Genomic DNA, 22860 nt, shown 5'->3' with positions numbered 1-22860 from the left:
ATGCGAACATGAAGCTGACGATTGCAACAAATCGCGCTAAGTTTCAACGCAAGAACGGAATACAATGGCCGGAGCATATCATGACCACTAGCTTTGACGAAATAGTCAACTTTATCAGCGAGCCGTACATAATGATCATAGCGCTCTGCTGTCTCGCTTTCGACCGAATTAAGTTGGCAGGTGTGACGTTGCTCGATAACACGCTTGAACAAGACTTTGGTTTAGCAGCAGTGGTGTTTTCCGTACTAACTGCCGCAATGTCAGCGTTCTACTGGAGTGCTGACCTACTAGTTGTGGCAGGCTTAGCAGCGTGGTTTGCCGTCACAAAGTTCTTCTCTCTATCTGTAAGTATAATACAGACACTATGGGTCACAACCGGGTACGGACCCTCCCCGGATACATTCGATTTCCTGAGTCAGATATTGACCGAGGCGTTGCCCGAATTCCTTGGTTCGCTCCTTGATCTTCTGCTTTTTGCATTCGGCTGGATTCTTGTGATCCTAAAAGGGCATGGGTTGGTTTTGGGACGTTAGATTCCATTCATTTTCAGAATGACTAAAAACCATCAATTGTGACACCGGCGGAAATGATGTTTGTTGCACGGAGTTTCAACAGCAGACCTTGGCGCAACCGCAGCGAATTCACACTTTGTTTAAGGTTTTTCGATGCGGGCCTGTGCGCGACTTTTCGGCTTAGTGTGAGTGTGGCCCGCGTTGGGAAACATGACTAGGAGGAAGCCGTGGGGTCTGGGCGCGCGCTATGGGGGAAGCGCCAATCAGGTTCAGCCGAGGATGCTGCGAGATGGAATTGCTTGGCATCATTTCTCATGGATTGGTGCCCTTGAGCGTCTTTTTCGGAGTGGCTTGGCACCAGTTTGGGCGCATTGGACGCCATCAATTTTCCTTCACCCAAGCCGATACCAGCCCAAAACGCGATGCAGTTCGGGGAATGGTCTTTGATTGATGACGTGCGCCCCGTCATGCTGCGGCCTTTCTGGGTGGTGCGCGGGATTGTGGTCTTTGGCCCCGCCGGAAGGTCTCGATGATGCGCATTTTCCCGCCGCAGCCGGGGCATGGGTCTCGCAGTGTGAGCGGGATGACCTCGGCGACTGGTGGGTCATCCTGTTTGGCGGTTTGTGCGCCAAGTAAGGTCCGAGCTTTTGCGATGTTAGCCTTACGGGTCGAACTGGCGAGCAGGCCATAATGGCGGATGCGGTGGAACCGGTCCGGTAGCACATGGATCAGAAAGCGGCGGATGAACTCTGATGTGGAAAGGTGCATGACGGATCGCCCGTCACCAGATTTGAAGCGATAATCTTTCCATCGGAACGCAACGGTGTTGGCATCGGCACTGATCAAACGGCTGTTTGAGATGGCGATGCGGTGCGTGTAGCGGCTGAGATAGGCGAGCACGGCTTCGGGCCCGCCGAATGGCGGTTTGGCATAGACCACCCATTTGGTTTTGCGCAGTGGGGCGAGATATGCGGCGAAGGCCTGTGGGTCCGACAGCCCGTTCAGATCGCCGAAGAAGGACAGTTCACCTGCGCGGTGCAGGGCAAGCAGCCCTTCGATAAACAGCCGCCGGAACAGTCGTGACAACACCCGCACATGTAGAAAGAACCCCGGCTTGCAAGCGATCCATCTCTTGCCATCTGACGACAGACCGCCGCCTGGGACAATCATGTGGACATGGGGATGGTGCGTAAGTGCCGACCCCCACGTATGAAGGACGCTGGTCATGCCAACCCGCGCGCCGAGCCGTTTGGGATCGGCTGCAATTGTCATCACCGTTTGCGCAGACGCTTTGAACAGTAGGCCATAGACGGCCTTCTTGTTCCAGTAGGCGATACGAGCGATCTGCGCAGGCAACGTGAAGACGACATGGAAATATTCCACGGGCAGCAGATCCTCGGCGCGCGCTTCCATCCAGTCGCGCGCGGCCGGACTCTGGCACTTGGGACAGTGCCGGTTCTTGCAGCTATTGTACGCAATGTGCATGTGGTTGCATTTGGTACAGGCCGCCACATGCCCGCCGAGCGCCTCAGTTCGGCAGGCTTCGATTGAGGACATCACTTTGAGCTGGGACAGGTTGACATGGCCCTTATTGACCTGCCGCCACGCAGGACCAAACTTTCGGAAAATATCCGCAATCTCCAGTTCTGGCCGGGGCACCCGGCCTCGGTTATTCCCGTCTGCGCTTGCGGGTCTGTACGTTCAGCCTTTTGAGAGCTTCAAACGGGCTGGGCGTATCCCGGATTGTTTTAGTCGCAACATGGGTATAACGCGCTGTCGTGCTCAGCTTGGCGTGACCCAGTAAGACCTGAATCACCCGCACATCCGTTCCAGCCTCCATAAGATGGGTGGCAAAGCTGTGCCGCAAGGTATGCAGCGTGGCTGGCTTTGAAATACCAACCAGATGTTTGGCCGAGTTGAACGCCCGACCCAATTGCCTCGACGTGACCGGATTGATCTTCGGCTTGCCCGGAAAGAGCCATCCCTCGGGGCGCGCTTCGCACCAATAGTCACGCAACAAGTCCAAGAGATCGGGTGACAGCATGACCTTGCGGTCCTTGCGCCCCTTGCCTTCATCGACATGGATTAACATCCGGTCACTATCGATATCGCTGACCTTGAGATTGCAAACCTCAGATGCCCGCAGACCCGCACCATAGGAAATACTTAGCGCCGCCCGATACTTCAGACCCGGGCCGGGTGCCGCAGCAAGAAGCTCCGAAACATCTTCGATACTCAGCACTGTTGGCAGCCTGCGTGGCTGCGTGCGGAACTGCATGTACTTCTTCATGTCTTCACGGTTGCAGGTTGTACCGAACAGGAACCGCAGCGCCATGATCCGCGCGTTGAATGTGGGCGGTGTCACTTCCGTATCGGTCATATGCAACTGATACGCCCGAAGATCATCTGGCGTGGCGGTATCGGGCGAGCGCCCAAGAAAACCAGAAAAGTGTTTGATCGCCCGAATGTGCGCCTTCTGAGCCTTGTCGCCCATCCCGTGGATGCGCATGTCTTCCATCATCCGCTCCCGAAGCGGGGTCATCTTCTCATGTGTCATGGGGAACTCCTGTCCGTTGATTGAGAAGCCTCAATCGTCAGACAGGTTCGTTAAATCTCAAAATCCACACGGCTAAAGTCAGCGCACAACACCCGCAACAATCGCCATTGCCGCGGCAGCGGCTTCGTCCAAGTCCCGCACTCTGTAAGTTAATGGCTGTCGCAGCGAACGGCAGCGCCTTGCTCTTATGCGAGTCGGGTTCTTAAAAAGCGACGCCTATCCCTGCAAAGCTGGTGTCGTGGTCATCCTATTCATAGGACTCGCGGTTGATTTTATTGTTTAATTACAATTGGCCATTGGTAACGTCATTCATAGGATGGTAACCTAATTCGTGAGATGGTAACGTAATTCGTCGGACTGTCCGACTTGTGGATAACATTTGACGGTGTGAAGTTTGGAAGATGATGCCCAAGGAGTTGCAATAAAAAGGGCGGAGGTTCTTCGACCTTTGTTATTATTGCAGACTGAAGGGAAAGAGATTGGGCTGCCATTGGAGTCCGCCGCGGCGCAACTTGGCGTTTCCAGGAGTACGGCCTGGCGCCTTTTGGGTCTTTTGCGTGAGAACGACGGGCGCGTGAGTGCATTGTTGCCCAAACGCAGCGGGCCCAAGCGCGGAATGTCGTGTCTGGATCAGCAAGTTGAAGATGTGATCGATCAAGTCCTCCGCAAGCGCTACCTCGTCTTGGAGAGGCCTAGCTTTAGGAGGATCGTGGGCGAGATTCGCGTGGAATGCCATGCCAAGGGTTTTCAGCCTCCATCACGACAGACCGTCAAAGCAAGGCTCGATGCAATGGATCAGCGTGAGGTGCTGCGGAAACGGAAGGGCGCGAAAGCAGCGAGGCAGGTATTCGAGGCGAGGGCAGGGGGCTTGGACGTGGAGCGTCCTTTGGGGATCGTCCAGATAGACCACACCTTGGCCGATATCATTCTTGTAGACCAGGCGGACCGCAAACCGCTAGCACGACCATGGTTAACGCTTGCGGTTGATATCGCAACCCGGGTCGTACTAGGTGTTTACGTCAGTTTTGACGCCCCAACGGTTCTATCCATTGGTCTGTGTCTAGATCATTGCGTGAGACCGAAGTCGATCCGCACGCCAGAGTCAATGGAAGCCCTGTATTGGCCAGCATCCGGCATCCCGCAGGCTATTCACGTTGATAATGGGCGAGACTTTCGTAGCGACGCCTTCCAGTCGGCCTGTGCTGAATGGGGTATTGTGATTGAGTACCGGCCACCAGGTCGTGTGCATTATGGGGGCCATATTGAGCGCCTGATTGGGACGACCATGGGAGCGGTTCATGTGCTTCCAGGAACAACGCAGTCCTCGCCAAAAGACAAGGGTGAGTATGACAGCACGGGCAAGGCAGCGTTGACGCTTGAGGAGTTCGAGGACTGGCTGCATTTGGAGATTTGCCGATATCACAATACCCGGCACAGTGGGCTAGGGCGGGTGCCGTTGGCCGCTTGGGCCGATCTCGGCGGTGACGTCGCTGGCAGACAAGTTGTGGACACTGACGCGTTCCGGATCAGTTTTCTTCCCTCCGAGCGTCGGCAGTTGGCGCGCACGGGGATCAATTTGTTTTCGATTGGCTATTGGAGCGACGCGTTCGGTCCGATGATCGGTCGCGGGGCAGGGAAAGTCTTGGTCAAATATGATCCCCGCGACATGTCTCAGATTTGGGTCATCACGGATGATGGTCGCGCCGTTGCTGCGCGATACAAGGATCTGTCACGGCCCCGGATTTCACTTTGGGAATCGCGACGCGCCAGAGCTATTTTTCACGAACGACATGGAGGAACGATTCCGGAGGCGATGCTGTTTCGGATTATCGAAGAACAGCGCCGTATCGCATACGCGGCACGGCAACAAACGTTGACGGCCCGGCTGGAAGGTGAACGCCAGGCCCGGCTTCCGAGCGACAAGCCAAAGCGTGATCCCTCACGCGAGATGTTTGCAATTGATACTAACAACCCTGACCTTCCCACTTACCCGATTGATGACTTTGATGGATATAAACGAAAGAATTGACCTCATTCGTAGCGATCGTTGGATTGCATTTGATCGCGCGACAATTGTTCTCAATAGATTGATTTCTCTTATGGAAATGCCTAGGCAATCCCGGATGCCAGGGCTCATGGTTTATGGCAGTTCCGGGATCGGCAAGACCATGGTCGCAAAGCGGATGGAGAGTCTGTATCCGTCACAATATGCATCCGAGATAGGTGTCACGCGAACGCCAATCTTGCTGTTGCAAGCACCACCTGCGCCAGATGAACGACGGTTCTATCAGCACATTCTCGCGTCGATTGGGGCCCCGATGTGGGGCAGGCACACTGTGTCCGAACTAGAGGTGCGCGCCCTTAGTCATTTGCGGGACATGGGCCTCAAGATGATTATGATCGACGAGGTTCATAACTTGCTGGCGGGCAGTTATCGGGAACAGCGGCGCTTCCTCAACATGCTCCGTTTCCTCGCCAACGATCTTTGCGTGGCTCTCGTCGTGTTCGGCGTCAACGAGGCCGTCGATGCCATTCGTGGCGACGAGCAACTGGCCCGTAGGCTTGATGAACATTTTCTACCGTTCTGGGAAGATGACGTTGAGTTTTCACGTCTTGTCCAGACTCTGATTTCAGCCATGCAGTTGGAACGCGGATCTGGGCTCAACGTCCAATCACTCCGAACTATCCTGGGTGTTACAGGCGGCGTCACGTCACGCGTGTTCACCATGATCAAGGCGTTGGCCATCGAGGCAATCGAGACTGGCGAGGAACGGATTACCGATGAGGCCATCCAAACTTGGCAGCCGGTCTGGGCTAAACATAGCTGGACCATCCGGCGGCAACCACTGCCGGCTTTTCAGTGACCATCCGACCGCTGCCGAAGCGCCCGGCTCCGCTTCGAGATGAATTGCTTTCAAGTTGGATTGCCCGCCTTGCAGTTGCCAACTACTGTTCCGTGCAGGAGTTCTGCGGTTACTTGGGCCTGGCTGACGAGCGTCTGCCGGAAACGAGAAGCGAACTGCAGGGCGTGAACCTTGAACGGTTCGGCACAATAACGCGGCTGTCGCCGAGTGCTATGAACAGCATGCTGATCAGGCGCTGCCCAAGGTTTCCCGTAGAGTGCATTTCCCGGTCGGACTTTCAGGTTTGCTCGACATGCAACAACGAAACGCCTGGGGTTTCGTTGCGCCATTGGCGCTATGCTTGGTCTACTATATGCAATTCATGCGGTCTCGAGTTGCGTAAGCGTCCGGTCTGACCGCCCTATGAGGCAGTTTTCCATGGCAGCAGGTCATCGACGCGGTTGATTTTGTAGTCTGGGATGCGTGCCAAGGTGTCGGCCAGCCAAGCCTGCGGATCGATGCGGTTCAGTTTGGCCGTTTCGATCAAGGTGTAGGCGATGGCGGCAGCGCGGCCGCCGGTTTGTGATCCAACGAACAGGTAGTTTTTGCGCCCGATTGCAACAGACCGCATGGCCCGTTCGGCGGTGTTGTTGTCCAACTCCAGGATGCCGTGGTCGAGATATGGCCGGAGCCGCGCCATGCGCGTCAGAGCGTAGCGGATCGCACCCGCAAGCGGCGATTTGCCAGAGATACTTGGGAGTTGGGTGTGTAGCCAGACTTCCAGATCATCGAAGATCGGTTTTGCATGCGCCTGTCGGAGACCGGCGCGTCGATCTGGTGGTGACCCGCGTGCCTCTTTCTCGACCGCGTAGAGCTGCGCGATGCGCTGGATGGCCTCATTGGCGATGGCAGAGCCTTGGGCGCGATGAACATCTACGAACTTGCGTCTGACATGCGCCATACAGGCGACCTCGTGGATGTCGCCGGAACGATAGAGATCTTCGAACCCGGCATAGCCGTCCGCGTGCATCCAGCCCCGATATTTTGCGAGATGATCCTTGGGGTGCTGCCCTTTGCGATCCGGCGAGAACTGATACCAACTGGCGGGAGGGGCATCGCCGCCCCAGGGCCGTTCATCTCGACCGTAAGCCCACAAACGCGCTGTCGCTGTTTTGCCAGTGCCGGGGGCCAACATCTTTACCGGCGTGTCGTCTGCAAAGATAGCCTGTCCAGCCAACACATGCCGCCCGATGGCATCAGCCAGTGGTTCCAACAGAGCTGTGGATTTGCCAACCCAGTCGGCCAGCGTTGAACGGTCAATGTCGATCCCGTCGCGCTCGAAGATGCCGCTTTGGCGATACAGCGGCAGGTGGTCAGCGTATTTGTTGACCAGAACATGGGCCAGCAGGCCCGGGCCGGGACGGCCCCGTTCGATTGGGCGCGAAGGTAACGCTGCTTGTGTGAAGGCCTCACAGCCAGAACATGCAAAGCGTGGACGCACAATGCGGTTCACGATGAAGCGTCCAGGAACATACTCAAGCTCTTCGGTCACATCCTCGCCCAGACGGCGCAAGCCACCACCGCACTGAGCGCAATCATCATCACCGGTGGTCAGCTCAACTTCCATGCGCGGGATGTGATCGGGGATCGGGCGGCGTTTTGGTTTGTCTCTTGGCTCCTCATCGGGAAGGCGTAGCTTCACGGTCATCTTGGCAACCGCGATCTCGCTTGTTTCCAAGGCCAGTTGTAGTTGTTCAATGCTTTCTGATGACGACCCAAAGCGGCATTGGCGTTGACCGGCCAATTGATGCCGCAACTTCTCGATCAAAACAGCCTGCGACCTCACCTCGGCCAGCAAAATCGCCGTGAACTGCCTGAGTTCATCAGGGTCTTTCGGCAGTGATTTATCGACGTCCAGCATGGCCAGACTATAGCAAAACAACGATCCGGCGGGAATCCCACACGCGCATTTATCCTGCCTTGAGCGGTGTCCAGCTGCGTTGTGGTAAACGCCAATCGATCCCTTCGAGCAGCATCGCCAACTGGGCCGCGGTCAGAGCGATCTTGCCCTCTTTCGCCGACGGCCAAACAAACCGACCTTTCTCCAGGCGCTTGCTGAACAGACATGCACCTTGCCCGTCCCACCAGATAATCTTGATCAGATCACCTCGCCGTCCACGAAAGACAAACAGATGCCCGGTAAACGGATCTTGCTTCAATGTCTGTTCAGCCTGCGCAGCCAACGTCGTGAACCCACGACGCATGTCGGTCACACCGGCAGCCAGCCAGACGCGCGTGTTCGCCGGGACAGGGATCATGCAGAAAGACCTCGGATGAGCCGAGCCAATGCTTCGGGATCGTAGCTACCGACAATCCTCAGCTGATGACCGCCCGCGATGTCGATCTCAATCGCGCTATGGCCGGATGTGGCATTTGCCGCAAGCGCGGGAACCGGTTCTTCAGCACCTGGCCGGTCAACAATCTCCACAGGCAGAAAACATGGCGCTTCACCAACCTCGTCTTCGATGATCTCCGGATCAGGTGCAAACTTGGGATCACGTAGCCATTTGTGGATCAGGTTGGTGTTCATCGCGTACCGCCGCGCGACCTGCGCTACCGATACCCCCGGCGCACATGTTTGCGCACAGATCGACACCTTCTCCTCATCAGACCAAAACCGCTTCTTTTGACCCTTCTTACCCGCCATATCTGCCCTCAAGATGTCCACTATCGTTAGTGGACACTATCAACCCACTCTATGAGGCGTCAGAGCAGCGTGGCCGCACGCTTACCGAGTTGCTGCCTGTAAGCACCGACCAAAAAGACACAATCAGATTTCCTCCTCGGTCAAGAACACGCGCGCTCTTGGGAGCCGCGCGACTGACGCAAGCCTATCAGCGAGGACACCAACAATCCGGTCGGCGCGTTGATTTGACCATACAGGTTGTCCAAATTCTCGCACCAGAACTTCGTCACGCTACGCTGTTTTCAAGAGACCTCAGTCAGCGCTTTGCAATGCTGGAAGCTCTGCATCTTGGATTGTTCCGTCCCATGCTCGGGGTTGCATTCGCCGTGCGCAATGATCTGACTGCTGGAACAAGACTTCACATTGCCTTTCCATATAAGCGGAAACTTCTGGCTCAAGTGATACGGCTCGCTGGCAGCTTGCCTAACTATCAGAGCCAAGATGCCGGGAAAAAGAGCGATCAATCCCCCGCGTACAAGTCTGCCAGTCCCAACGTCGCAAGGTCCGAATATCTGGCTGCAGCGAAGCAGGCGATTAGCCAACTCGGCGAAACCGCGGACCGAGGGGAACTACTGCGATGCGCAGAAATGATCTTGGAAACCACCCGTCTGCAGTCTGTGAGTATCTCATGAATGGCGTTACCAAGTCGACCAAAATAGTAGTCAACACGAAAGAGTCCGGCGAATAACGTTACCATGACAGGTTGAAAGACATCTTTGGCAAGGAGATCAGCCGTGATTTGATTGGGCGGCTGCATGCGCGGGATCTCATTGCTACCGGGCCGCGCAGTCCCCGCAGAGGTGCGCCGTATACCTTCGTGACGACGGAGAAGTTCCTCGTTGTGTTTGATCTCGAAAGCTTGCGCGATCTGCCGGACAGAGAGCAGTTGGAGGATGCGGGGGTAAGCGGCATAGAGGATTAAAGCTCGCTCGATAATAAGGCACTTGACCTTGAAAGAGGTTCAGTGAGGCAGTGGAAGCGCAATATTGATTGACAGAGATTACGTGTTCTTGCGCAGCGCAAAAAACGTATATTTGTACATCAGTGATGACATGTTGGTGCAGTCTTTTGCTTGATGTAGCTTAATACCCTATAAGCCACACAACGTAAAAACCTAAAAATTGATCGACATCAAAACCTAAATACGCTACAGCTTCAAACCCTAGAGGTCGAACGGGCGAGGAGTTTGCCACATGGTGATCGCAGCGGAGAAGCTAGCGCAATCTTTAGAGGTCCTGCATGTTCTACAGTCAAAAGGTGTCATAGCTATTCGATCTAGTGACTTAACCCGGACCCATAGGGAACGGCTTCTTAAGGCTGGATTTATCAAGGAAGTGATCAAGGGCTGGTACATCATGTCCCGGCCTGACGAACGCGTTGGTGAAAGCACCGCTTGGTACACTTCTTTCTGGGCGTTCTGTGCCCAATATCTCTCGGATCGGTTTGGCGAAGATTGGTCGTTGTCACCCGAGCAATCCCTGAAGTTGCATGCAGGCGATACGGCAGTCCCGGTGCAGCTGCTCGTCCGCGCACCCAAGGCAGGGAACATGAAGACGGACTTCCCACACAAGACCTCTATCTTCGAGACCCGTGCGACGTTTGCGAAGGGAGACGCGCTTGTCGTCAAAGATGGGTTACGCCTGTTCTCAATAGAAGAGGCATTGATCCTCGTTCCTGAAAACTTCTTCAAACAGAACGCGACAGATGCGCGGACGATCCTAGCGATTATACCAGATGCTTCTGCCCTCCTGGCCCGGCTTCTGGAGGGCGGGCACACGAGCGCAGCAGGTCGATTGGCAGGGGCGTTTCGAAGTATTGGCAAGACGAGAATTGCCGACGAAATCGTCTCATCTATGAAAGCGGCGTCACATGATGTGCGGATGAGCGATCCGTTTTCGGAAAGCGTGACTGTCCTCAATGCCGGGCGGGAAACGTCACCGCATGTACACCGCATCCGGTTGAAGTGGGAAGCGATGCGCGAAACAGTGATTGCGCATTTTCCTGCTGCTCAGCCGGTCACAAATGATGCCGAAGCCTATCTGACAGCGATGGATGAAATCTATGTGACCGATGCCTATCATTCGCTGTCCATCGAGGGCTATCGGGTCTCACCCGAACTGATTGAGAAAGTGCGCTCAGGAGGTTGGGACCCGGATGGGGACAAAGAAGATCTTGCGATGAAAGATGCACTTGCGGCACGCGGCTATTGGGAGGCGTTTCAAAGCGTACGTGAGAGCGTGCGCGCCGTTCTCGAAGGTGAAGATGTTGGGGACGTCGCAGAGCGTGATCTGACAGCATGGTACCGGGCGTTGTTCACACCATCTGTGGGGGCGGGCATATTGAAGGCGGCGCAGCTTGCGGGCTATCGAAACGCGCCAGTCTACATTCGCGGCTCTCAGCATGTGCCGATGAACGTCGAAGCCGTCCGCGAATGTATGCCTGTGTTTTTCGAACTTCTGCAGGCAGAAACCAATCCCGCGGTTCGTGTGGTGCTTGGTCATTTCATCTTTGTATTCATACATCCGTTCTTAGATGGGAACGGCCGTACGGCTCGGTTCTTGATGAATGTGATGTTGGCTGCAGCAGGACAACCATGGACGGTGATCAAAGTCGACAATCGCGCCGCTTACATGGCTGCGCTGGAAGCTGCGAGCGTTCGTGAGGACATCGTGCCATTTGCCAAGTTTCTGGCAGATGCGTTGAAGGACCAAGAATAGCTTCGATAAGATACCAAGGGCGAAGTAGGCCGTCCACATTATGTAATTCCCAGAAATATAGCATCGTTGCTGCGGCTAGAGACTGGTCTGAAGACTTGCCTGCGCCAGTTTTCGAGATGGCTCAACGCGTGGGACAAGATATCGAAGAGCTTACAAACAAGGTGGCAACGATTACCAAGAAGGGGCAGCGTGACGTCCGACGATTACCTATGACTGACGCATACCAGTGATCAGTGCTTCAGAACAAAAAGAACATTGGCTTGCCAATATGCTGATCTACAGAACTAAGTCATCCGCGTAGAGATCGAGTACCCAATCGGGAAGCTGCGGCAAGGCAAAGGTGAGGGTTCCGTTTGTGAATGACAACGCCCGCACCGGAGGTTGGTTCAGCTGGGAATTGTCAAAGACGTGACCGATATCGCTGGCCAGAATGGCTTGGCGGATCAGGGGGCCGGAGCGATCATATCGATTTCTGATTTTCTCTTCGGGTACGGGATGACCGCCCTCAATGACCCGCTCACCAACACGGGCGACGGATAGGTCAGGATGCGCGACGGAGATATGAAACATCATGACGCGATACCCAAGGGTTTTGGCTTGGGTGATCAACTCAAGCTTTGAGGGATGAGAGAACACGGTTTCCGTGGCAAAGCTCTTGCGATCCACCATCAGGGATGCACGGCGCTCGGTGGCGATTTGTGCCGCTTTATAAGCAGCATTCACATCACCGTCCTTCAGTTCATCGCGCTGGATGATGTCCGCGTTGATGAACGGGACGGCAAAATTTTGCGCGATCCGCGTCTCATAAAGCGTGGATTTGCCTGATCCGTTTGGACCTGCCAGCATCACAAGGGTTGGACGCGGGGCAGGGGCCACGCTCAGGCTGCGGCCTCAGGGTAAACCAATTCGCCTTTGTCATTCAGCCCAACACCACGGCCCAGCTGACGACGTTGCGCAAAAAACGCTTCTTCTTGATCAGACGGCGCGGTCATTTCGTCAGCAAACTGCGCAAACCAGACTTCTTGCTCTTCAGCGCCCAACTCATCCGGAGACAACTCCCCTGCAAGAGCGGCATTAATATGTTGATAGTCAAACGCGCTCGATTGCTCGATGGCGCGACCGATGTTGATCCAATGGGTGATTTGCCCCGCAACGGACCGGCTCTGCAAACCGGACTCACGGCGCACGACTGACATAACATCATCGGACAGCTTGATAGATTGGGCCATAACAACTCCATCCTTCGAAAAGGTAGCAAAATGCCACCAACAACATATATATGGCGATAAACTTGTAAATGTCCAGTTATTAGACTGCGCTACACATTAGTTTTCGCTTCAATAAATGTTAAACTGGCCGTTCGCCCCATACGCCGCAAAGGTCCTCGTCCGCTTGCCAGTCCTCAAGGCATAGGGCTTCACAGGCCACCTAGGAGTAAGGAAGGGATTTTCAGCCTATTCGGCTTTCAGCATTGGAATGGAAGCTGAAGACCAAATTGAGCCATGGCGACGATATTAATTCGCATAAGTGATGGATTGGATGCCCCTCCTGCCGGTTCACAATTGAACCGATCGGGCCAAGACTGGTCAGGAACCAAAGGAGGACGACATGGAAGAACTTCACATCATCGGGGTCGACTTGGCCAAACGTGTGTTTCAAATACACGGATCGGACAGGGCAGGGCATGTTCTGTTTCGCATGAAACTTAGCCGGCCCCAGTTCATCAAATTCCTAGGCGAGACACCAAAGTGCACGATTGCTATGGAAGCTTGTGCGACGGCCCATCATTGGGGGCGTGAGGCGGAAGAAGCCGGTCACACAGTTCGCCTTATCCCACCAAACTATGTGAAACCCTTCGTGAAACGGCACAAGAACGATGCGGTGGACGCTGAAGCTATCGTCGAGGCAGCCTTGCGGCCGTCCATGAGCTGTGTCGCTGTGAAAACGAAGCAGCAGCAAGCGCAGGCGGTTATGTTTCGAAGCCGCGACCTTTACCTGCGTCAACGCACACAGCTCATCAATGCGATGCATGGCCACCTCGCCGAGTACGGTGTCCTTTTGCCCTCATCTCGAGCGAGCGTGGCGCGAATGGTTGCGGCTGCAGTGCAGTGCTCAGAAGACTTGCCTGGGCCAGTTTTCCAAATGGTTCAGCTCATGGCAGAGGATATTTAAACCCTAACAGATAAAGTGGCCACGATTGATAAGACCTTGAAAAAGATTGCTCAGGCGTCGCCTGACGCTAAACGTTTGCGAACGATGCCAGGTGTGGGTCCCATTACAGCAGTAGCAATCGAAGCCTTCTGCCCACCTGCCAAAAGTTTCGACCATGGCCGTGGTTTTGCGGCTTGGCTGGGGCTTGTGCCGCGACAGAATTCGACCGGAGGCAAAGAGCGCCTCGGCAGGATTACAAAGATGGGGCAGCGTGACATCCGGCGATTACTCGTGACGGGCGCAATGTCCGTGATCAGCGCGTCCGAGCGAAAAGGCCGTTGCGATGATCCCTGGCTTGCCAATATGCTGAAGAGGAAACCACGCATGCTTTTTGCTGTGGCGCTTGCAAATCGGATGGCGCGACAACTGTGGGCCATGATGGTAACAGAGAAGAATTACGAAATTCGAGCTGCCGTGTGAGTTAACGGCATCGGATACCGGCAGGACTGAAAGGACGACGGAAAGTTACGGAACACGGATCAAGAGATTGACTCGGAATACCCAGAATATGCGCGTGGCCATGAATGAGGCCGCATAAGTGATTGGGACCCGGATCGCGTATCTCCATAAAGGCCCGCCGCCATGTGTTGCGGCAACGATGAGGCCGGACACCTGACTGCACCTGATCAGTCGTTCCAAGACCAACCGACGCTCAACTCAGCCCCGGGGCATCCACACCCGCGCATATGTAATATTAGCGGTGCATGCGTATCAGGGGACCTAAGCCGCACGACCGGGAATACAATTTCGAATTTCGATAGAGAAAACTGGTGCCCCAAAGACCAGCGCAAAAAAAAGCCTGCCACATCTAGCAGATGTGGCAGGCCATCAGCTTCCGGAAGTTCCAGAATTGAGACAGGGACAATAGTCTCTATGCAAAATTGACGCCAAGCAAAGCGAGATGGTTCCCGAGAACTACAGCAATTTTGGTCCAACTAACGCAGGCAGTCCGAAAACAACTAAGGTGTGGGCTTGATCCGGGAACTATTCAGTCGGTCGAGGCGTTACTCATTATCGGCAATCAATGTTTCTCGCAAAGGAGCCGTCATGGCTGCGTCCTCACAAACGATCGTTGTCATCGGGTTAGGTAATTTTGGCGGAAGTGTCGCGCAAGAATTGGCCCGGTTTGGAAACCATGTCATTGGGATTGATATCGATGAACAGCGCGTTGCGCGCTATGCCGATGACTTGCATCAGGCGATGATCCTTGATGTGCGCGATGAGCAAGCGCTCCGCGAGGCTGCTTTGGGTGACTGCGATATTGCGATGATCGCGATCGGCAGTGAAATTGAAGCAAGCAGTGTCGCGGCCATCAACCTGAAGGTCATTGGTGTGCCCAAAATCTGGGCCAAAGCGACGTCTAAAAACCATCATCGTATCTTGTCACGACTAGGCGTTGACCGCGTTGTGCATCCCGAAAAAGAAGTAGGGCAGCACGTAGCACAGGTGCTGCACAATCCGCTCGTGCGCGATTACATCAGCCTTGGCAACGGTTATCACATCGTCAACTTTACGATCCCCGAACAGCTTGAGGGCAAGACACTCGAATCCTTGCCCTATAAATCGCAGTATAATCTGCGCTGCGTCGGTGTGATGCGCGGCTCAGAGTTTCTGGGCCATGATGGCGCGTCTTGCGAACTGCGCAAAGATGATCTTTTGCTGCTCTTGGGCAAACGCCAAGACCTGCGCGATTTTGCCGGACGGTTTTGATGGCAAGGCTGCGTCGATCTTTCCGGCTGTCAGTCGATAGCCGGCTTCTGAGCCCCCCCGCGATACTGGCGTTTGTTTACGGGATCTTCATTCTGCTAGGCGCAGCTTTGCTGTGGCTCCCGATCAGCAACAACGGCACTGTTACATTCGGCGACGCTTTGTTCACAGCCGCGTCTGCGGTCACTGTCACAGGATTGGTGGTGGTTGATACGGGCAGCGCTTACGCGCTTTTGGGACAGATCATCATAGCGGTTCTGATCCAGTTGGGCGGCTTGGGGTTGATGACCTTTGCGGTGCTGTTGCTGTCGATGCTGGGCATCGCTGTCGCACTGCCGCAACGCATTGTTCTGCGTGACGAGGTGGGGCAAGTTTCCTTGTCCGAGTTGGGGGCACTGGTGCGGATCGTTTTTATCGTCGCCGCAATCTGCCAGACGCTTGGTACAGCCGTCCTTATGTTTGTTTTTGTTCCCGAATTCGGGTGGTCACATGGTTTCTGGCAGGCGCTTTTCCATGCGATCTCCGCCTTTAACAATGCCGGATTTTCCCTGTTCAGCGATAGCTTAAGCGGCTATGTTTGCAGTCCCACGATAAACATCACGATCAGCCTGATGTTTATCATCGGTGGGCTTGGTTTCATTGTCCTGATCGATCTGTTTCGCGTCAGGTCGTGGCACAGGCTGGCCCTGCACAGCAAACTGATGCTGGTAGGGACGGGCGCCCTGATTTTGGCCGGATGGATTGGGTTCGCCCTGATGGAGTGGTCAAACCCCAACACTTTGGCTGGTTTGGACAGCTTTGGCGCGAAACTGCTTGCCAGCTGGTTTCAGGCGGTGACACCGCGTACCGCCGGTTTCAACACGCTTGATTATGCCCAAATGCACGACGGCACCACCATCATGACGATGACTTTGATGATCATTGGCGGTGGTCCCACATCCACCGCTGGTGGAATCAAGGTTACGACATTGATCGTGCTTGCGTTGGCCACAGTGGCGTTCCTGCAGCAAAGAGACCGCTTGCATATCTTCGGGCGCAGCCTTGCGATGGAAGAGATCATCAAGGTTCTGGCCCTGGTGGCGCTGAGCCTGTTCATCATCCTGACGGGCCTGTTCCTGATGTCGCTGACGTATCAGGGCGATTTCCTTGATCTGCTGTTTGAAGTGGCCTCTGCCTTTGGCACGGTCGGCCTGTCGCGGGGTGCGACAGCCGAATTGGATACCTTTGGGCGCATGGTCATCATCATGATCATGTTCATCGGCCGATTGGGGCCGCTCACGCTTGGCTTTCTGTTGGCGACACGCGCATCGCCGCGTGTCCGCTATCCGGAGGGCAAGGTCTTACTTGGGTAATCACAGGAACTATTGCGCGCGTCTCGCGTTGATCGTTGTACCTCTGCGCTTTGCAGGTACATCCCACCGGAGAACGAACAGATGACCAAACAAGCCATTATTTTCGGATCAATCGGCACGATTGTGGAAACGTCAGAAATGCAGCGTCAGGCCTTTAACCGCGCCTTTGCAGAGGCTGAACTGGACTGGGAATGGACCCGCGACATCTACGCGCAAATGCTCAAGCAATCGGGCGGGCGCCAGCGCATCAGTGACTACGCCGACAAGGTGGGCGGTGAAGTCAGCGCAAAGGCACTGCACGACCGCAAAACCGAGATTTTCGGTGAGATGATGATCGCAGATGGCTTAGCCCCGCGGCCCGGTGTCTTGCCCCTGATCCGGTTTGCAAAGGACAACGGCATCAAGATCGGCTTTGCGACCAGTACATCGCGCAATAACATTGAGGCAGTCTTTGGCGCACTGAACGGCGCCCTACACCGCAGCACTTTTGACTTCGTTGGCGACAACGAGAATGTGACCGCCACAAAGCCCGATCCGGAAATTTACCACCGCACTATGATAGCACTTGGTGTGTCAGCGGCTAGAAGTCTGGCGATTGAGGACACAGCCGTTTCAATGCAAGCGGCCTTGGCTGCCGGGATCGACTGCGTCGGTTTTCCGGGCGCTTATGGTGACGAGAGCCAAATCGAAGGTGCTATACGGATCGTGGACAGCGTTGAGCCGTCCAAGTTGCCTTTTCTCTGCGAAGAATAAAGCACCGGCATGCCAACCAAATCGAAATCTCTGTGCGAGGATACCATGCTGACACGCCGCCACTTCATTCAAACCTCAACTGCTCTATTTGCTTCGACTGCCATTGCAACCGGACCCGCCTACGCAGCACGTGACCAATGGGATCGGTGGGACGCACAGGTGACGCCAGCGGGCTATATTCCGGCGATCAGCAATCCGTGGGGTATCCACGCGCGGTTTTTGCCGCGCCGGGTCGCGGTGAACGCGGGGCTTGTTGCCGGTGATATCCATGTCGATCCCGTCGCCCGCTACCTTTACCACATCGAGGCTGGCGGCACTGCTATGCGCTACGGCGTAGCGATTGCGCGGGGCAATTTGTACGAACCCGGGGTTTACCGCATTCATCGCAAGGCACGCTGGCCACGTTGGACACCAACGGCAGATATGATCAAGCGTGATCCGCATTTGTACGAACAATTCAGCGATGGCATGCCAGGTGGCCCAAGCAATCCGCTGGGATCGCGCGCGCTGTATTTGTTCGAAGGCAATCGCGACACATACCTACGTATCCACGGCACGCCGTCACCGCGGTCAATCGGTGGGCGGGCAAGTTCGGGTTGTGTGCGGATGATTATGGCGCATATCAACGACCTGTATGGGGATGTGCGCACCGGTCAGCGAGCCCATTTGTACAGCACCAACGATCTTGTTTCGGCAACAAGCTGACTAGCTTGCGCAAATCGGCCGCCCGTCAATAGCGCGTAAGGGCAGGAGGGTCACTTCAAGTGGGTTCGTATGCTGGTACCAATAGCAGTTGTCTTGCTCGCGCAGTCTTGCGGTCGTCAATTTCTGTCGCGGATCCGCAATGTTAACAACAGCTTGCGGGATCATGACCGTAGCTTCTTGCGGCGAGGTGGGCTGCACTGACGTACACCCAGCTATTCCCAACAAGATTGTTGCGCGCAGGATATGTTCCAGTGTCCTTGAAACGGTTTTATCAATCATATTTTGGGTCTTTCTCATTGACGCTAGTTGCGCTGCGGTTCGCCTAGATTGTCAGCCTTGGCAGCGTCACGTTCACCCATCGGAAGGTCGCGTCCGACGGTTGTATCGTGACGTGTCTGCGCTTCCATCTCAGCATTCAATTCTGCGCCAAGCATCACGATAAAGGCGGAAATCCAAAGCCACATGAGCAGGACGATGACACCGCCCAACGCGCCAAAGCTTTCGTTGTACGACCCGAAATTCGCGACATAAAAGGCGAAACCGGCGGATCCGATCAGCCAGATGATGCAGGCTGCAATCGCGCCGGGGCTGACCCACTTGAATTCAGGCGCATCGCGCGACGGTCCGTACCTGTAAAGGACAGCCAAACCAACCAGAGACAGGGCAAGTATGATTGCAATGATCGCAATGCCCGCAGCGGTTTCGGCGAATGCACCAAAGCTCAGCGCATTCAAAAGTATTGGAATCCCGATCATCGCCGAAAACGCCACCAGCAGCCCAAAGATCAAAAACAGTGTCAGGCCAAGGGTTTCAAGCTTAAGGCGAATGAAACCGCGCTCTTCCTTTTCGTCATAGGCAACGTTCATGCCGTCCATGAGGCTTCCCATGCCTTTCGACGCCGAATAGATGGCGAGGGCGATACCGATCAGTGCGGCCAGCCCCAGTCCACCTTCGCGCGAACCGGCGACTTCGGTTGCTTGTTCGGTGATGATGTTCATGACCGCCTCTGGCACGATGCCTGAAAGGGCGGACAGTTGGTTGATGATCTGGTTCGGCTCGACCAACAGACCGCCAATGGCAAGAACAGCGGTGATGGCCGGAAATAGCGCCAGGAGCCCGTAGAACGCAACGCCTGCCGCGATAAGACCGACCCTGTCTTCGCTGATTTCATCCTTGAGACGAAATGCGATGTCTTTCCAGCCTTTGGCGGGAATATCGGTCGGGCTGTCCGCTTGGCGTCCGCGTGTCATATCCGGGCTCCTGTCTGTCATGGTTTAGGCGGCCGCTTTGTTAATGCCGCCAGTCGCAAGCGCCGTCATCGTGCGGTCGCCGCTATAGGTATTATCGAGGCATTCCTGCAGGATCGCGCCGTCTTCGTCGTGGTCCAAGCGGTTGGCGAATGCGACAAGGCAGCCGTATCCCGCCAGTGCGTAATGCACCATGCGCTGGTACTGTGTGATGATCATGGCATCGCGCACATCATCGTCGGCAAACTCGGCGTCCAGCACATGTGCATGCGCCTCTGCCACAAGCCCTTCCATGCCTTTACAGTGTTCGCCATTTGGCGCGATGTCGTGGCGGTTACAAATTTCGGCGATCTTTTGCAGGCCGTCATTCATTCCGTTTACGCCTGCGATCAGGGCCTCAGATAAATCCTTGTCCTGCGCGGCGCGTCCCAGCTTGGTGACAGCGTCTACTGCTTGGGTGTTCGCGCTCCAAAGATCCTGAAGTTGGTCGTGATAGACGTCTTCGAGATGTGACATCGTCATAATGGTGTCTCCCTTCATTGAGAATGGTTACTTCACCTATCCAACGTCTGCGCGCCCTGTTCGTTCCACAGTGCGCATTGGAACTTACCGGAAACTCGTGCGTTCCATCCCCAACGCAATCTTGAAAAGGAGAAGCCCCATGGAGAGCGGATTTATCGTTATCATGCTCGCGCTGTTTACGCTGTTGGCCTTCGTCGTGATGGCGATCATCAGCAAGCGCAAAACCGAAGAGCGCATGGATGATCCATCAACGACCAAATCGACACTGGCCGCCGATAAGTCATCCACTGGCAAACCAGCCGACGTCTGAAACAAAGGACACTCAACGGCTGTAAAGCTTACCTTAGCCCGCGTTGCTCACACTTTTGAACGGGGGTTTGAGAAAATAAGGCGCGGCCTTGCGCGCGACGATCCGATCATTGACTGCTATGGCGGTTACACTACCCCCGATCACATCGTCCTACGGGGCCGCGTCCTTGCCAAGGCCCGAGCGATCAGCGCGGCAGGTCCACAATCAAACTGGCGCAATTTCAGAGACTTCCTAAGCTTGTTTGCCACAGACGAACTGCGTGATCTTACGATCACAGCACCTTACTACGATCTAACAACACAGTCCGATGAAGAAGGGTTCTTTATCTTGCGCGTTCCGGTCACCGGTGATGTGCCCGCTTTTGTGAATGTCCAAGCAGCGGGCGCAGATGAGGTGCATCCAACACCAATTTTCGACGCTCGCGATGCCACGTTTGGCGTCATTTCCGATATTGATGACACGCTCTTGCGGACCGGTGCTTTTTCACTGGTGCGCAACCTCTGGACCTCTGCGACAGGCAACGTCCATGAGCGCGAGATTTTTGATGACGCGGTGGCCTTGCTGCAGGATCTGAAGGGCAGGGGGGCCGCGTGTTTTTACGTCAGCTCGTCGCCATGGAACCTTTTTGATTACTTGCAGTCGGTCTTCCCGCGTCACTGGGCAATGCCGTCAATCCCATCGGGATCGCGATTGTCACGGCACTAATAGCGGCGTTTGGCGAAGTGGTTGTTGCGGGCTTTGGCGTAGCCACGCGGGTTGAATCACTGGCTGTCATCCCCATGCTTGCCTTGTCGTCTGCCATTGGCCCTTTTGCGGGTCAGAATTGGGGGGCTGGCAAATGCGACCGTGTCGCAGAAGCTTTGCGCTTTAGCTATGCGGTCTGTGCCTTTTGGGCAGCGATCTTGGGCCTGTTTTTTTGGTTTGCAGCCGAACCAATTGTCGGCGTCTTCTCACAAGATGAAAAGGTCATCGGTGCAGCCACGACCTATCTGACGATTGTCCCGCTCAGCATCTGGGGATACGGCGTCGTGATCATCAGCGCTGGTGCATTCAATGCTTTGGGCCGGTCGCACTATGGCCTGGGTCTTTATCTGGTGCGCACAGCCCTCCTTTACGTACCGCTGTCGTTTATTGCCGCCCAGTTCGCAACATCGGACGCCGTTTTCTATGCTATCGCCGTGGCGAACGCTGTAGCAGGCATCGCGGTGGGCAGTTTCGCGCTTTACTGGCTATCACACCACACGGCACCGCAACCGGCCGCTGCCTGAACCGATGGAACCATTTGGTCCGGTGTTTGTTTGTCTTGCAACAATCAGGAGAAGAGCAATGGCGACTGAGATCAAGAACATCTGGTACAATCCGGCAAACAGCGCATTTGAGGGCCGCATCGACATCAGACGCAACGGCAAGTCGTTTCGTTATCCGTGTGCGGTGCAGGGACCCATGGATATGTCGCCCGCAGAAGTACGCGCACGGATGGAAGTGCAAGCGAAACGCATGTCGGACAGCGACCATGATATTTTTTCCTACCTTTAATCACGAATACACAATGACAGGACAATGACCATGGAGACGATCATCTCTTGGGGTGAAACCCTCATGACAACTGAAATTTACGGCGGCAAATCGTTTGCCGACTACGTGACGCTTGATGCTTTGATTGCCTTGGTTGGTAACACGCTCGCGGCGGTTTTCATTATTATCGTGGGCTTCGTGATTGCAGGTTTTGTAAGTCGGCGGATTCATGGCATCGGTGAAAATCATGTCAGCCTTGATAACACATTGTTCGGGTTTCTCGGCAACATCGCCCGCTATGTCGTGCTGGCCTTTACGGGTCTTTTTGTTCTGAACACCTTTGGCGTCGAAACAACATCCGTGATTGCCGTGATCGGTGCCGCCGGTCTGGCAGTCGGTCTAGCATTGCAAGGCACCCTGTCCAACCTCGCCGCCGGGATCATGATCGTTCTCTTTCGCCCCCTCAAGCTTGGCGATTTTGTTGAGATCAACGACACCGTTGGCACCGTTAAAGACATTACGCTGAACTATACGGAGCTTGCGAACCTGACGAACGTCAAGGTCATTGTTCCCAACTCCGAAGTGTGGGGAAACACCATCAAGAACTTTTCCGAATACCCCAAGCGACGCGCCCAGTGGACCTTTGGTGTGGGATACGGCGTGAACCTGAGCGATGCTGAGACTGTCATCCGTGACGCCATTATGGCCGACGCACGGTCCCACAGCGATCCGGAGCCGTTTATTCAGGTCAACAACCTGAACAGCAGCAGCGTCGATTTTCTGGTGCGTGTCTGGTGCGATAGCGATGTCTATTTTCAGTATCAGGCTGACATGAAGCGCAAGGTGAAAGAGGCGCTGGACGCAGCTGACATCAACATACCGTTCCCGACACGTACCTTGGTGCACGAGAACCCAATGCTGGATGTTGCCCAAGATGACGGTGACGACAACCAGCGCTTTGCGGCGGAATAACACCCGCTGCCTAAACCCAAACAGGAGGACCATCCCCATGGCCACACCAGAACGCCCACAATACCCCGAACTTGACGGTTCAGAGCAGCACCATGATCTGAAAAACGATCCTGGCAAAAAAGGTGATCCGGATCATACCAAAGACACTGATCTGAACGACGACGGCGCTAAAAAACCTGATGCTGACTAGC

General features: G+C 55.1%; 26 protein-coding genes and 2 pseudogenes. 19 read left to right on the top strand and 9 right to left on the bottom strand.

Annotated elements, in window-relative coordinates; genetic code table 11:
• Nucleotides 1–8: 8 nt before the first annotated feature.
• Both ROLI_RS23390 and ROLI_RS23385 read left to right on the top strand, forming a co-directional pair.
• The gene (locus tag ROLI_RS23390) at nt 9–533 is read left to right on the top strand and encodes a hypothetical protein (RefSeq protein WP_187431426.1); all 525 of its coding nucleotides are present in this window, start codon (nt 9–11) and stop codon (nt 531–533) included.
• 268 nt (nt 534–801) lie between these two features.
• The gene (locus tag ROLI_RS23385; protein WP_187431425.1) at nt 802–963 is read left to right on the top strand and encodes a hypothetical protein; all 162 of its coding nucleotides are present in this window, start codon (nt 802–804) and stop codon (nt 961–963) included.
• 14 nt (nt 964–977) lie between these two features.
• On the opposite strand, the gene ROLI_RS23380 is transcribed toward ROLI_RS23385, so the two are convergent.
• Nucleotides 978–2171: an IS91 family transposase gene (locus ROLI_RS23380; protein WP_187431424.1), complete on the bottom strand. Its 1194-nt coding sequence runs from the start codon at nt 2169–2171 to the stop codon at nt 978–980.
• A 10-nt stretch (nt 2172–2181) separates the two neighbouring features.
• Nucleotides 2182–3069, bottom strand: coding sequence for a site-specific integrase (locus ROLI_RS23375; protein WP_187431423.1), 888 nt, complete (start codon nt 3067–3069; stop codon nt 2182–2184).
• Between the two features lie 394 nt (nt 3070–3463).
• On the opposite strand from ROLI_RS23375, the gene ROLI_RS23370 reads away from it, so the two are divergent.
• Genes ROLI_RS23370 through ROLI_RS23910 form a run of 3 tightly spaced genes read left to right on the top strand, consistent with a single transcriptional unit; the run spans nt 3464 to nt 6328 of the window.
• Complete coding sequence (locus ROLI_RS23370; RefSeq protein ID WP_187431422.1) at nt 3464–5098, top strand: Mu transposase C-terminal domain-containing protein; 1635 nt, start codon at nt 3464–3466, stop codon at nt 5096–5098.
• Nucleotides 5076–5933 (top strand): TniB family NTP-binding protein, encoded by an 858-nt coding sequence (locus ROLI_RS23365; RefSeq protein WP_262386618.1) that lies wholly within the window; start codon nt 5076–5078, stop codon nt 5931–5933. The genes ROLI_RS23370 and ROLI_RS23365 overlap by 23 nt, the downstream gene beginning before the upstream one ends.
• Nucleotides 5930–6328, top strand: coding sequence for a TniQ family protein (locus ROLI_RS23910; RefSeq protein ID WP_187431420.1), 399 nt, complete (start codon nt 5930–5932; stop codon nt 6326–6328). Before ROLI_RS23365 ends, ROLI_RS23910 begins: the two co-directional genes overlap by 4 nt.
• Nucleotides 6329–6333: 5 nt before the next feature.
• Here the strand turns inward: ROLI_RS23910 and tnpC are convergent, their stop codons facing one another.
• The 3 genes from tnpC to tnpA are packed head-to-tail and all read right to left on the bottom strand — an operon-like array spanning nt 6334 to nt 8619.
• Complete coding sequence (gene tnpC, locus ROLI_RS23360; RefSeq protein ID WP_187431419.1) at nt 6334–7833, bottom strand: IS66 family transposase; 1500 nt, start codon at nt 7831–7833, stop codon at nt 6334–6336.
• A 49-nt stretch (nt 7834–7882) separates the two neighbouring features.
• Complete coding sequence (tnpB, locus tag ROLI_RS23355; protein ID WP_085828814.1) at nt 7883–8230, bottom strand: IS66 family insertion sequence element accessory protein TnpB; 348 nt, start codon at nt 8228–8230, stop codon at nt 7883–7885.
• Nucleotides 8227–8619 carry an IS66-like element accessory protein TnpA gene (tnpA, locus tag ROLI_RS23350; protein WP_187431418.1) on the bottom strand — a complete coding sequence of 131 codons (393 nt, stop codon included), beginning with the start codon at nt 8617–8619 and terminating at the stop codon, nt 8227–8229. Before tnpA ends, tnpB begins: the two co-directional genes overlap by 4 nt.
• 224 nt (nt 8620–8843) lie before the next feature.
• Here tnpA and ROLI_RS23345 point away from each other — a divergent pair, with 224 nt between their 5' ends.
• The 3 genes and pseudogenes from ROLI_RS23345 to ROLI_RS23335 all read left to right on the top strand — a co-directional run bounded on the left by ROLI_RS23345 (nt 8844) and on the right by ROLI_RS23335 (nt 11375).
• Nucleotides 8844–9290, top strand: a complete 447-nt coding sequence (locus ROLI_RS23345) for a hypothetical protein (protein WP_187432046.1) — start codon at nt 8844–8846, stop codon at nt 9288–9290.
• Nucleotides 9291–9355: 65 nt separating this feature from the next.
• Nucleotides 9356–9580: pseudogene (locus ROLI_RS23340) on the top strand (SMC-Scp complex subunit ScpB); the annotation flags it as partial.
• 271 nt (nt 9581–9851) lie between these two features.
• Nucleotides 9852–11375, top strand: a complete 1524-nt coding sequence (locus ROLI_RS23335) for a Fic family protein (protein WP_187432047.1) — start codon at nt 9852–9854, stop codon at nt 11373–11375.
• Nucleotides 11376–11651: 276 nt separating this feature from the next.
• Here ROLI_RS23335 and ROLI_RS23330 read toward each other — a convergent pair whose 3' ends face one another.
• Together ROLI_RS23330 and ROLI_RS23325 are read right to left on the bottom strand one after the other, a co-directional pair.
• Entirely contained in the window at nt 11652–12251 is a 600-nt protein-coding gene (locus ROLI_RS23330; protein ID WP_316247502.1) for a zeta toxin family protein, read from the bottom strand.
• Nucleotides 12252–12253: 2 nt separating this feature from the next.
• Complete coding sequence (locus tag ROLI_RS23325) at nt 12254–12604, bottom strand: TA system antitoxin ParD family protein (RefSeq protein WP_187432049.1); 351 nt, start codon at nt 12602–12604, stop codon at nt 12254–12256.
• Between the two features lie 379 nt (nt 12605–12983).
• Between ROLI_RS23325 and ROLI_RS23320 the strand changes: the two are divergent.
• From ROLI_RS23320 to ROLI_RS23300, 5 genes and pseudogenes are all read left to right on the top strand, one after another.
• Nucleotides 12984–14006 (top strand): annotated as a pseudogene (locus ROLI_RS23320) (IS110 family transposase).
• Between the two features lie 627 nt (nt 14007–14633).
• On the top strand, nt 14634–15296 hold the full coding sequence (locus ROLI_RS23315; protein ID WP_187432050.1) for a TrkA family potassium uptake protein: 663 nt from the start codon (nt 14634–14636) through the stop codon (nt 15294–15296).
• Entirely contained in the window at nt 15296–16645 is a 1350-nt protein-coding gene (locus ROLI_RS23310; RefSeq protein WP_187432051.1) for a TrkH family potassium uptake protein, read from the top strand. Before ROLI_RS23315 ends, ROLI_RS23310 begins: the two co-directional genes overlap by 1 nt.
• 81 nt (nt 16646–16726) lie before the next feature.
• Complete coding sequence (locus ROLI_RS23305; RefSeq protein WP_187432052.1) at nt 16727–17398, top strand: HAD family phosphatase; 672 nt, start codon at nt 16727–16729, stop codon at nt 17396–17398.
• 45 nt (nt 17399–17443) lie between these two features.
• A complete protein-coding gene (locus ROLI_RS23300) occupies nt 17444–18103 on the top strand; it encodes a L,D-transpeptidase (protein WP_187432053.1) in 660 nt (219 codons plus the stop codon).
• Nucleotides 18104–18405: 302 nt separating this feature from the next.
• On the opposite strand, the gene ROLI_RS23295 is transcribed toward ROLI_RS23300, so the two are convergent.
• Nucleotides 18406–19353, bottom strand: coding sequence for a YihY/virulence factor BrkB family protein (locus tag ROLI_RS23295; RefSeq protein ID WP_187432054.1), 948 nt, complete (start codon nt 19351–19353; stop codon nt 18406–18408).
• 24 nt (nt 19354–19377) lie between these two features.
• Nucleotides 19378–19872 (bottom strand): ferritin-like domain-containing protein, encoded by a 495-nt coding sequence (locus tag ROLI_RS23290; protein ID WP_187432065.1) that lies wholly within the window; start codon nt 19870–19872, stop codon nt 19378–19380.
• A gap of 139 nt (nt 19873–20011) precedes the next feature.
• Between ROLI_RS23290 and ROLI_RS23285 the strand changes: the two genes are divergently transcribed.
• The 6 genes from ROLI_RS23285 to ROLI_RS23260 all read left to right on the top strand — a co-directional run bounded on the left by ROLI_RS23285 (nt 20012) and on the right by ROLI_RS23260 (nt 22859).
• Nucleotides 20012–20182 (top strand): hypothetical protein, encoded by a 171-nt coding sequence (locus ROLI_RS23285; protein ID WP_187432055.1) that lies wholly within the window; start codon nt 20012–20014, stop codon nt 20180–20182.
• 237 nt (nt 20183–20419) lie between these two features.
• Nucleotides 20420–20887, top strand: a complete 468-nt coding sequence (locus tag ROLI_RS23280; protein WP_187432056.1) for a phosphatase domain-containing protein — start codon at nt 20420–20422, stop codon at nt 20885–20887.
• Nucleotides 20839–21450 (top strand): MATE family efflux transporter, encoded by a 612-nt coding sequence (locus ROLI_RS23275; protein ID WP_262386689.1) that lies wholly within the window; start codon nt 20839–20841, stop codon nt 21448–21450. Before ROLI_RS23280 ends, ROLI_RS23275 begins: the two co-directional genes overlap by 49 nt.
• Nucleotides 21451–21508: 58 nt before the next feature.
• Complete coding sequence (locus ROLI_RS23270; protein ID WP_187432057.1) at nt 21509–21718, top strand: orotidine 5'-phosphate decarboxylase; 210 nt, start codon at nt 21509–21511, stop codon at nt 21716–21718.
• 30 nt (nt 21719–21748) lie between these two features.
• Nucleotides 21749–22669 carry a mechanosensitive ion channel family protein gene (locus tag ROLI_RS23265; RefSeq protein ID WP_187432058.1) on the top strand — a complete coding sequence of 307 codons (921 nt, stop codon included), beginning with the start codon at nt 21749–21751 and terminating at the stop codon, nt 22667–22669.
• 37 nt (nt 22670–22706) lie between these two features.
• On the top strand, nt 22707–22859 hold the full coding sequence (locus ROLI_RS23260) for a hypothetical protein (RefSeq protein ID WP_187432059.1): 153 nt from the start codon (nt 22707–22709) through the stop codon (nt 22857–22859).
• Nucleotide 22860: the final 1 nt, after the last annotated feature.

This window comes from Roseobacter fucihabitans (genome assembly GCF_014337925.2).
Classification (GTDB): Bacteria; Pseudomonadota; Alphaproteobacteria; order Rhodobacterales; family Rhodobacteraceae; genus Roseobacter; species Roseobacter fucihabitans.
Note: the sequence above shows the minus strand (reverse complement) of the source record. Positions and strands in the feature narration are given on the sequence as shown.

Excerpts from the sequence above, each read along its gene's own strand:
- ROLI_RS23310 (WP_187432051.1), top strand. The coding sequence starts at position 15,296 with ATGGCAAGGCTGCGTCGATCTTTCCGGCTGTCAGTCGATAGCCGGCTT.
- ROLI_RS23285 (WP_187432055.1), top strand. The coding sequence starts at position 20,012 with ATGGAGAGCGGATTTATCGTTATCATGCTCGCGCTGTTTACGCTGTTG.
- ROLI_RS23365 (WP_262386618.1), top strand. The coding sequence starts at position 5,076 with ATGGATATAAACGAAAGAATTGACCTCATTCGTAGCGATCGTTGGATT.
- ROLI_RS23385 (WP_187431425.1), top strand. The coding sequence starts at position 802 with ATGGAATTGCTTGGCATCATTTCTCATGGATTGGTGCCCTTGAGCGTC.
- ROLI_RS23375 (WP_187431423.1), bottom strand. The coding sequence starts at position 3,069 with ATGACACATGAGAAGATGACCCCGCTTCGGGAGCGGATGATGGAAGAC.
- ROLI_RS23325 (WP_187432049.1), bottom strand. The coding sequence starts at position 12,604 with ATGGCCCAATCTATCAAGCTGTCCGATGATGTTATGTCAGTCGTGCGC.
- ROLI_RS23335 (WP_187432047.1), top strand. The coding sequence starts at position 9,852 with ATGGTGATCGCAGCGGAGAAGCTAGCGCAATCTTTAGAGGTCCTGCAT.
- ROLI_RS23270 (WP_187432057.1), top strand. The coding sequence starts at position 21,509 with ATGGCGACTGAGATCAAGAACATCTGGTACAATCCGGCAAACAGCGCA.
- ROLI_RS23295 (WP_187432054.1), bottom strand. The coding sequence starts at position 19,353 with ATGACACGCGGACGCCAAGCGGACAGCCCGACCGATATTCCCGCCAAA.
- ROLI_RS23260 (WP_187432059.1), top strand. The coding sequence starts at position 22,707 with ATGGCCACACCAGAACGCCCACAATACCCCGAACTTGACGGTTCAGAG.
- ROLI_RS23305 (WP_187432052.1), top strand. The coding sequence starts at position 16,727 with ATGACCAAACAAGCCATTATTTTCGGATCAATCGGCACGATTGTGGAA.
- ROLI_RS23300 (WP_187432053.1), top strand. The coding sequence starts at position 17,444 with ATGCTGACACGCCGCCACTTCATTCAAACCTCAACTGCTCTATTTGCT.
- ROLI_RS23265 (WP_187432058.1), top strand. The coding sequence starts at position 21,749 with ATGGAGACGATCATCTCTTGGGGTGAAACCCTCATGACAACTGAAATT.
- tnpC (WP_187431419.1), bottom strand. The coding sequence starts at position 7,833 with ATGCTGGACGTCGATAAATCACTGCCGAAAGACCCTGATGAACTCAGG.
- ROLI_RS23315 (WP_187432050.1), top strand. The coding sequence starts at position 14,634 with ATGGCTGCGTCCTCACAAACGATCGTTGTCATCGGGTTAGGTAATTTT.
- ROLI_RS23390 (WP_187431426.1), top strand. The coding sequence starts at position 9 with ATGAAGCTGACGATTGCAACAAATCGCGCTAAGTTTCAACGCAAGAAC.
- ROLI_RS23290 (WP_187432065.1), bottom strand. The coding sequence starts at position 19,872 with ATGACGATGTCACATCTCGAAGACGTCTATCACGACCAACTTCAGGAT.
- tnpB (WP_085828814.1), bottom strand. The coding sequence starts at position 8,230 with ATGATCCCTGTCCCGGCGAACACGCGCGTCTGGCTGGCTGCCGGTGTG.
- tnpA (WP_187431418.1), bottom strand. The coding sequence starts at position 8,619 with ATGGCGGGTAAGAAGGGTCAAAAGAAGCGGTTTTGGTCTGATGAGGAG.